The sequence below is a fragment of the Vibrio sp. 10N.222.46.A1 genome, from assembly GCF_041473595.1.
Lineage (GTDB): Bacteria > Pseudomonadota > Gammaproteobacteria > Enterobacterales > Vibrionaceae > Vibrio > Vibrio tasmaniensis_A.
On the sequence record NZ_JBFRSN010000347.1, the window covers coordinates 1 to 6,816 of the forward strand.

The 6,816-nt window shown below is 44.0% G+C and carries 7 protein-coding genes and 1 pseudogene; 6 read left to right on the forward strand and 2 right to left on the reverse strand.

Annotated elements, in window-relative coordinates; all coding sequences use genetic code 11:
- The coding region (gene glpG / locus AB4496_RS11240; RefSeq protein ID WP_372130979.1) for a rhomboid family intramembrane serine protease GlpG at positions 1-750 on the forward strand (750 nt) is incomplete at its 5' end.
- Positions 751-837: 87 nt separating this feature from the next.
- Here the strand turns inward: glpG and AB4496_RS11245 are convergent.
- Positions 838-1,245 carry a flagellar basal body-associated protein FliL gene (locus tag AB4496_RS11245; RefSeq protein WP_009848242.1) on the reverse strand — a complete coding sequence of 136 codons (408 nt, stop codon included), beginning with the start codon at positions 1,243-1,245 and terminating at the stop codon, positions 838-840.
- Positions 1,246-1,407: 162 nt separating this feature from the next.
- Between AB4496_RS11245 and AB4496_RS11250 the strand changes: the two genes are divergently transcribed.
- On the forward strand, positions 1,408-1,950 hold the full coding sequence (locus AB4496_RS11250) for a chorismate lyase (RefSeq protein WP_170962732.1): 543 nt from the start codon (positions 1,408-1,410) through the stop codon (positions 1,948-1,950).
- Positions 1,951-2,805, forward strand: a complete 855-nt coding sequence (gene ubiA / locus AB4496_RS11255) for a 4-hydroxybenzoate octaprenyltransferase (protein WP_009848245.1) — start codon at positions 1,951-1,953, stop codon at positions 2,803-2,805.
- 104 nt (positions 2,806-2,909) lie between these two features.
- Here the strand turns inward: ubiA and plsB are convergent, their stop codons facing one another.
- Complete coding sequence (gene plsB / locus AB4496_RS11260) at positions 2,910-5,333, reverse strand: glycerol-3-phosphate 1-O-acyltransferase PlsB (protein ID WP_009848247.1); 2,424 nt, start codon at positions 5,331-5,333, stop codon at positions 2,910-2,912.
- 219 nt (positions 5,334-5,552) lie between these two features.
- On the opposite strand from plsB, the gene AB4496_RS11265 reads away from it, so the two are divergent.
- The 3 genes and pseudogenes from AB4496_RS11265 to AB4496_RS11275 all read left to right on the forward strand — a co-directional run.
- Positions 5,553-5,915: a diacylglycerol kinase gene (locus AB4496_RS11265; protein ID WP_029223019.1), complete on the forward strand. Its 363-nt coding sequence runs from the start codon at positions 5,553-5,555 to the stop codon at positions 5,913-5,915.
- Positions 5,916-6,009: 94 nt separating this feature from the next.
- A complete protein-coding gene (lexA, locus tag AB4496_RS11270) occupies positions 6,010-6,630 on the forward strand; it encodes a transcriptional repressor LexA (protein WP_009848249.1) in 621 nt (206 codons plus the stop codon).
- Between the two features lie 97 nt (positions 6,631-6,727).
- Positions 6,728-6,816 (forward strand): annotated as a pseudogene (locus tag AB4496_RS11275) (class I SAM-dependent methyltransferase); the annotation flags it as partial.

Genomic DNA, 6,816 nt, shown 5'->3' on the forward strand with positions numbered 1-6,816 from the left:
GAGGGAGAAGGGCGTTTTGCTTTGTGGCTTCTTGATGGTCAATTTCAGGTTGAAACCGAAGCTGAGCTGAATCGTTTTCTTGCTGAACCCAATCATAAACGCTATCAAGCGGCGTCTTGGGATATGGCTGAGTCTAGAAAGAGTCATTTCCATTACCACACACCAAGCTTTTTGGGCATGATCAAAGCAAAAGCAGGTCCTGTGACACTGAGCCTAATGTTGGTGTGTGTGGTGATTTTTGCGCTGCAACAGATTGGTTTTGGCCAAGCTATTTTCAATGCCCTGCATTTCCCAGCGGTTGATGGACAGCAATGGCAGCTGTGGCGTTGGTTGAGCCATGCTGTTCTGCATTTCTCTGTTATGCACATCGCATTCAATATTTTGTGGTGGTGGCAGCTAGGTGGGGATATTGAGAAGAAACTAGGCAGCCTCAAGCTACTTCAGATCTTTGCTGTCTCTTCTGCGCTTTCAGGTGCTGGTCAGTATTGGGTTGAAGGGGCGAACTTCGGTGGTTTGTCTGGTGTTGTGTATGCTTTGGTTGGTTACTTATGGGTTGTCGGTGCGAAGGCGCCACAACTTGGTTTAGGTATCCCAAGACAGATTGTCGGCTTTATGTTGGTGTGGTTAGTGCTTGGGTACATGCAGCCATTTATGGCGATCGCCAATACAGCGCATTTAGCTGGCCTAGCCGCTGGTGTCATTATTGGCTTTATCGATGCGATGAAAGCACCGAGCTCGGCAAGAAGCTAACTCATTTTTTTTAGTGAGTAGCCAAACGATAGAAACAAAAAAGCGGCCAGATGAGCCGCTTTTTTATTGGGATTCGTTTTTACATCGTTACTGGTAAAGATATTTGGTAAACAATAAGTCAGCAATGAGAGTTTTACCTGTTTCAGGAAGTAAAATCTTATTGAGGTGCTCAACTAAGGACTTTCTCAAATCTTCACGACCGGATAGAGACTTAATTGTCTCTTCATTTTGCTTGCCGAGTAATTCAATCACCGCATCACGAATCAATGGCTGATGATGCTCAATGGCTTCTAAGTCATTACTATTTGCGACCATTATGTCTAGACGGACCTGAATATAGCCCAGTTTTTTACCTTTAGTGTAAAAATTGGTGGTGAGATCGGGCTCTAGCGTGAAGTAGGCTAGTTTGGGTGTCGATTCTTCTTCAGCGAAACTTGATGCTGAAAATAGTAGATTAATCGCAATAAATAGTTGGGCTACATAACGTTTGTGCATATTTGAGACTTTTCTTTAGTTTATTCGCGATATTCGAAACGCATTAGTCTTGTTACAATGAGCGGTCTAAATCTAAATACGTTTACAATTCGAAGGACGCTTTAATTTTATTCGAAAGTTGAAGCTTTATTGTACGTGTAAAGTCACCTATTGAATACTAGTATGAATCAGTCAATATCATTGTATCTAAATTCATTAATGAATGTAGATTGGCAAAGCACAGAAAAATTTAATTTTCCTAATGAAACCACCAAAGAGTGGCTTATGGAACAAGGATCGCTTTCCCGTAAGTTGGGCAAGTGCTGCAAGCACCTGTCTGTTGAGTTGCTTCATAATCAAGTTGTGGAACGATCAATTCTGCAACAGGACGAAGAACGCCTTTTATCATCACATGATTGCTTACTGCGTAAAGTGATTTTAAAGGGTGATGATGAGCCGTGGGTGTTAGGTCGAACCTTAATACCTCGAATTACCCTAGAAGATCATCAGCATTCTGACCTTTCTCAACAAGGGGATGTCCCGCTTGGGTTAACGGTTTTCAGTGCTGAGAACGTGGATCGAGATGCGCTTCAAGTCGGTTGGGTTATCGCTGGCGATGAGCGATTACTCGCGCGTCGTTCTCGATTATGGATGAATCATAAACCGATGCTTGTGGCCGAACTTTTTTTACCAACATCCCCCATTTACTCTAAGGAGAGTGTGTAAATGCTTGCCACCAAAGCGAAGGCGTACTGGCAATTGACGCGAATGAATCGCCCGATTGGTACTCTGTTACTCCTTTGGCCGACCTTGTGGTCGCTGATTATTGCTGCGAAAGGCATGCCTGATTTTGATGTCTTGGTTGTTTTCATACTCGGTGTGGTGTTAATGCGATCGGCTGGCTGTGTGATTAATGATTTTGCTGACCGTAAAGTTGATGGTCATGTCAAACGCACCAAGCAACGTCCATTACCTTCAGGTTTGGTTTCCAGCAAGGAAGCCATTGTGCTCTTTCTAGTGTTAGCTGTGGTTTCTTTTTTGTTGGTACTCACCATGAACCCGCTGACTATTAAGCTCTCTTTTATTGGGGTTGGTCTCGCGTTCATTTATCCTTTCATGAAGCGTTTTACACACCTTCCACAGTTGTTTCTCGGATTGGCTTTCAGTTGGGCAATACCAATGGCTTGGGCGGCGCAAACCAATGAACTGCCAAGCATTGTGTGGTTTATCTTCGTGATTAATGCGTTGTGGACGATAGCCTACGACACGCAATATGCGATGGTTGACCGAGATGATGACTTGAAGATTGGCATCAAGTCGACGGCTATTCTGTTTGGTCGTTTTGATAAGCTTATGGTTGGCGCGCTGCAGTTAGTTACACTGGCGATGTTGATTGCATTGGGCATGCACTACCAACTCGGTGATACTTTCTACTGGGCACTGTTAGTTTCGGGAAGCTTGTTCGTGTATCAACAGCATCTGATGCGTCACCGCGATCGAGACCTTTGCTTCCAAGCCTTCTTGAACAATAACTATGTTGGAATGGCGGTGACTGTAGGCTTGTTCATTACCTTCTGGTAAGCATCAACTTTACAAGTAAACGAACGCTAAAGAAAAAGGCACCCATTGGGTGCCTTTTTTGATCGTGTTCAGTCTAGTGATTAAAGTGAATGCTAGCCAAGAGATTATTCTGCTTGGTGGATACTCTCTTGAATCGTCAAACGTACTTCAGGGTAAAGCATTGAGTAGAGAAGTTTAGCGAATTGCTGAGTCTTTTCTAAATCACAGTTACCATCGTTATCCAGATATTGCTGCTGTTTCAGAGTTGCGAACATCGACGCAAACACGCCTTTATCGAAGAACTCCGGTGCGTTGATACCTTGTAGGCGACCCAGTCGCTGTGCGATGTCTTGGCTCTTCTGCTCAAGGTCTGACTTATCTAGATCAGGATTCTCTGCCAATAGGTTCAGAGCAATTGAGTAGCGCTGGAGCGTTTCTGAAATCGTACGGCCTAGTAGCATCAGTGCTTGGCTGTTTGACTGGTTGATCGTTACTTGGTTGTTCGACACAACAAGCATGCCTTGACCGACTAGCTCATCAATGATGTTCGCAACCACGCTTTCAAGCTGATCTTCGTCGTAGCTTAAAAATAACTCTTTCTTTAAGAATGGGTAGATAGCTGCAACATTTTCTTGAATAGCGTCGATTGATAAACCGTGCTGACGAATGGTCATCTGAGCGATCAATGATGGCAATGCAAACAAGTGAATGATGTTATTACGATAGTAGGTCATCAGAATCGATTGGTGACGATCAAGCGAAATGATGTCGCCCATAGTGTCTGATTCAATTAAGAACTTGTTCAATGACTCTGCGTGTTTTACTAAGTCTTCAGCGCTGTCTTTAGGCACTGTGAATGTACCTGAATAAGGCACATTCTTAAGTAAAGACAGGTAGCAGTTGATCTGAGAAACCAAAGAGTCACGAGACAATGCGCGCTGTCTTGAAGCCAATAGTGCCGTTGCACAAAGAGTCAGGGCATTGGTCGCTGCCGCATCGTTAATGTGCGTCATCATTTTGGTTGCCAAGTCATTAACCACCGGGTTCATCCATTGTGGTTTGCTGGTTCCCATTGGGTCGATATCTTTAGTCCACTCAGGAGCATGTTCGTTCAGATATTGGTTAAGCTGAATTGGCTCACCGAAGTTCACGTAGCCTTTACCAAAGTTACGCAGCTTACGAATTGTACGAATCACTAGACTCGCGTTTTCTTTCTCTTTACGCTTACCACGAAGTTCTTTCGCGTAGGTCGCGACTTCCATTACGTGCTCATAGCCGATGTATACAGGAACCAAAGTCACCGGACGGTTCATGCCGCGCAGCATGGCTTGGATTGTCATCGCTAGCATGCCGGTTTTCGCCTGCAATAGACGACCTGTACGAGAGCGACCACCTTCACTGAAGTATTCTACCGAGTAACCTTTAGCGAATAATTCCGCTAGGTATTCGCGGAAAATAGTCGAGTACAACTTGTTGCCTTTGAAGCTACGACGAATAAAGAACGCACCGCCGTGACGGAAAATAGGACCGGCAGGGAAGAAGTTCAGGTTGATACCTGCTGCGATGTGCGGAGGCACCATGCCTTCATGATAAAGCACATAAGAAAGCAGTAAGTAATCCATGTGACTACGATGACAAGGTACATAAACGATCTCGTGACCATCTTGAGCCAGCTTACGAACGGTTGAAGCGTTGCTGATATGCAGGCCTTGGTACAACTTATTCCACAACCAACCAAGAATCTTCTCACCGCGTTTAATCAGCGAGTAAGAGAAGTTAGCTGCGATCTCATCCATGATGTCTTGAGCTTCTTTGCTCGCTTTCTCTATGGAAATATTTTTTGATTCAGCTTCATCTTCTATCGCCTTTTTGATTGCTTCTGACTTTAGCAGGCGGTCGAACAGAGCTTGGCGGCTTGGTAGGTTTGGACCCGATGCTGCAAGCTTTTGACGAGAGAAGTGAATGCGTGCCACGCGCGCCAGTTTATGCGCGATGGTGCTGTCGGTACCGTGTGAGTTAGCCATGTATCGTAGAGATACCACTGGGCTAAAGCGAACCAGACAGTCACGACCTGCTAGCAATACAGCTTTCGATTTCTCTAAGCCGTTCATTGCTTGTAGGTAAGGCTTCTGGTTATTCTCTTTACCAGGTTTACGACCCCACAATACGGTGGCAGGGATAACTTGAACGTCGAGCTCAGAGTCTTCAGCATGCAGTGAAAGCAGTTCAGAGAAGACTTCAATTGATGAGCTTGGTACATAATCATCGTCTTGCAGCAGAGTTTTGCGAGAAGAGATAAAAACGTAGCGTTGCAGTGATTTGCCATTGATTTCAAGTTTGCTCAATGGATCAGGCAACCCTAGTTCAAGTGCATGTTTTTGCAATGTAAGAATGTCTACACTTGAGCGAAACGGTAAGGCGTATACAATCGGTTTGCTCAAATCAATGTTCAAATCCTCTACAGGGTTTGAAGGGATTGATGTGCTCTTTACCAATAGGGATAAAGGTAGCTTCATTAATGAACGTGAAAAAGATTGTCCAGAAGACATATAGGTTCACTGCCTCAATAGTTATTTCAATGTGCTCAAGCGTATCTCTATTTCTATAATGAGAGGATAAATCCTATGAGTGAAATAGGGATAAGCCTAGGCGTAAATTTAATCGATGCAAGAATACCAGAAACTGGTCTAACCTTTTAATGGAAATAGTCATATTGCCGTTAAGTTTGTGGAAAATCATTCATCGACTGATTGAGTATAGAGTTAAAAATGACCAAAAAATCAAACACCGGATTCAAACGTATCGTCAAAGCTGCGGGCTTTTCGTGGCAAGGCATCACGAGCTCGTTTAAAAACGAGGCTGCATTTCGACAAGAAGTCTTCATGGCCGCAGTGCTTATTCCGTTGGCGTTCTACTTAGATGTAAACCAAGTTGAGCGAATATTAATGATTTCAGCCGTCGTGTTGGTGATGGTTGTCGAGTTGATTAATACCGCGATTGAAGCGGTCGTTGACCGAATCGGTAGCGAACATCATGAGCTTTCTGGGATGGCGAAAGATGTTGGCTCAGCTGCCGTTTTTATCTGTTTAGTATTAGCTGGTTACGTGTGGTTAGAGATCTTATTTTTGTAATTCGCTAAAAATGAACTAAAAACAACCAATTGCTTTGCTTTTGTTCAGTTACTGGATATACTCACAGTCAACTGTATAAAAAGACAGGTGAATCATGAAGCCGTTAACGCCCCGCCAGCAACAAGTTTTTGACCTTATCAAAAGTAAGATCGAAGATTGCGGTATGCCACCGACTCGTGCAGAAATCGCACGTGAACTTGGTTTCCGCTCTGCAAATGCTGCAGAAGAACATTTGAAAGCTCTTGCTCGTAAAGAAGCGATTGAGATTATCCCGGGTGCGTCTCGCGGTATTCGTATTTTGCTTGAAGATGCAGCGAATGAAGAGCAAGGGTTACCATTAATCGGTCAGGTTGCCGCTGGCGAGCCTATTTTGGCTCAAGAGCATGTAGAAATGCATTACCAAGTTGACCCAGGTATGTTTAAGCCACAAGCTGACTTCTTACTTCGCGTAAATGGCGAAAGTATGAAAGACATCGGTATTATGGATGGCGATTTACTGGCCGTGCATAAAACACAAGACGTGCGTGATGGACAAGTTGTCGTGGCTCGTGTCGACGATGATGTAACGGTAAAACGCCTAGAGCGCAAAGGTTCTACCGTTCTGTTGCATGCTGAAAATGAAGAGTTTTCTCCAATTCACGTGGACTTAGAATCCCAACACTTGTCTATTGAAGGACTTGCGGTTGGTATTATTCGTAACACGGACTGGATGTAGTCAGTGCAAACAGCTTATTGATATTTACTCTCAATAACTTGTTATTGTAATTGATATTCATTATCATCTTCTTTGTCGAGATACAAGGAAGATGATGATGCCAAACCCAACCAAACCTCAAATGAAGCCGCTTATTCGTAAGTCGCACACCTATGATCAAAAGGCTTCTTCTGATCTCGGGTCAGC